This window comes from Brachyspira catarrhinii, assembly GCF_005518285.1.
Taxonomy (GTDB): Bacteria; Spirochaetota; Brachyspiria; order Brachyspirales; family Brachyspiraceae; genus Brachyspira; species Brachyspira catarrhinii.
Map to the genome: position 1 here is coordinate 1 of NZ_SJDU01000475.1, position 1,542 is coordinate 1,542.

The window sequence follows — 1,542 nt, forward strand, 5'->3', positions numbered from 1 at the left end:
TGAAATTATTTCAATATAAAATAATTGAATAAATATTATAATTCTATTTTTCTACCATTTTGCAAAGTATTTACAAACATTTCTTTTGCTTGGGCCAAAGGTGAAGACTGTACTATGGATGTTACATTTTGCATTCCAGCTAGTATCATATCAACATTATTTGTTGCTATTCCCTGATCTATAACATCAAAAAATTTATTTAACGATTTATCTCTTTCTTCAAATACTTTGTCAAATAAATATTTATATGTTTTATATTTAGCTTCAATTTCTGCAAGATAAACTTCTTTTTCAGCTCTAATTGCTTCTATTTCTTTTTGCGTTTTCAATAATTCTTTGAAAGCATCAAATACTTCTTTACTATCAATTACAGCTCCTAATCCTGGCACAGAAGTAGGTATTTTATTAGTAGGTACTTTTTTAGCATACTTAATTATATTATTAGACATAATTACCTCTCATTTTAATATTAATTATCAATTACAGGTGTATCTCTTATTTTTAGTAATTCCTGAGTTATAGCAATCAAAGAAAATATTTCTTTGCTTTCTTTAGAATCTTTATTATCCAAAATATATTGAACTGTTAAATTTTTATTACATTTATTTATTGTTTCTTCTGTTACTGCATATTGATGATTAAATGCTTCAATTCCTTTATTTATAGCTGATATTATTTCATAAGATCTGTTTTCATATATTTTATTTTTTTGAATAGCTTCTTGAACTGTATTTATAGCTTTTATTATTTTATATTCCTCTTCTTCTATTTGTTTTATTTTTTTATTTGCAGAAAGATGTGAAAATATAGGCATAACTACTAAACCAACACCAATTCCTACTATAGGACCCAAAGCACCAAGTACAGCTGCTCCTGCTGCCATTCCTCCGCCTCCTGCGGCTACAGCTCCTCCTCCAAGTGCTGCCAATGCCGCATTTGCAGCTGCTGCTCCAGATAATGAGGATATTGCTGCTCCAGTTGATGCTGTTCCAAATGTACTTACAAGCCATAATGCTGCAGGAGCGGCTGCAGTTCCAGCACTTAATGCTATACCGCTTCCTTTCATCGCGTTCATTATAACATCTCCAGCTTCTAAACTATTAGTTATATAATTCATATTGATACTGACAGCAGATAATTTTTCTTTTTTTGAATTTATTGAAAGTTTATTAGAAGTTATCATTTCATTTATAATATTAATTTTAGTAATTTTTTTAGCGGCATTCTGGGCACCGATTTTAGTTTGAACTACATTTTCAAATAATGATGTAAGTTCTTTATTTATTTTTCTATATTTATTTTCAAGTCTTTTATATTTGTTAAATGTTTTATTATATTGTTCTTGTGCATTTTCTATTCTTCCTGCTGCTCCAAATGTAATTATATTTTTTAAACTCATGATAAACTCCATTTTCATATAGATATATCTTTTAGTATATATAATTTGTTTTAGTTGTCAAGCCATTAAGCATATTTTTTTACTTAATATATATTAATTATTTTTCTTATGTACTTAATAAAATAACCGATAATCTTTGAGAA

2 protein-coding genes are annotated in these 1,542 nt (G+C 27.5%); both read right to left on the reverse strand.

Annotated elements, in window-relative coordinates; all coding sequences use genetic code 11:
* Positions 1 to 35: 35 nt before the first annotated feature.
* Entirely contained in the window at positions 36 to 449 is a 414-nt protein-coding gene (locus EZH24_RS11615) for a hypothetical protein (protein ID WP_137999251.1), read from the reverse strand.
* A 20-nt stretch (positions 450 to 469) separates the two neighbouring features.
* Entirely contained in the window at positions 470 to 1,399 is a 930-nt protein-coding gene (locus tag EZH24_RS11620; RefSeq protein ID WP_137999252.1) for a hypothetical protein, read from the reverse strand.
* Positions 1,400 to 1,542 lie beyond the last annotated feature (143 nt).

Bases quoted from the DNA above. Each gene is read 5' to 3' on its own strand.
- EZH24_RS11615 (WP_137999251.1), bottom strand. From the start codon at position 449: ATGTCTAATAATATAATTAAGTATGCTAAAAAAGTACCTACTAATAAA.
- EZH24_RS11620 (WP_137999252.1), bottom strand. From the start codon at position 1,399: ATGAGTTTAAAAAATATAATTACATTTGGAGCAGCAGGAAGAATAGAA.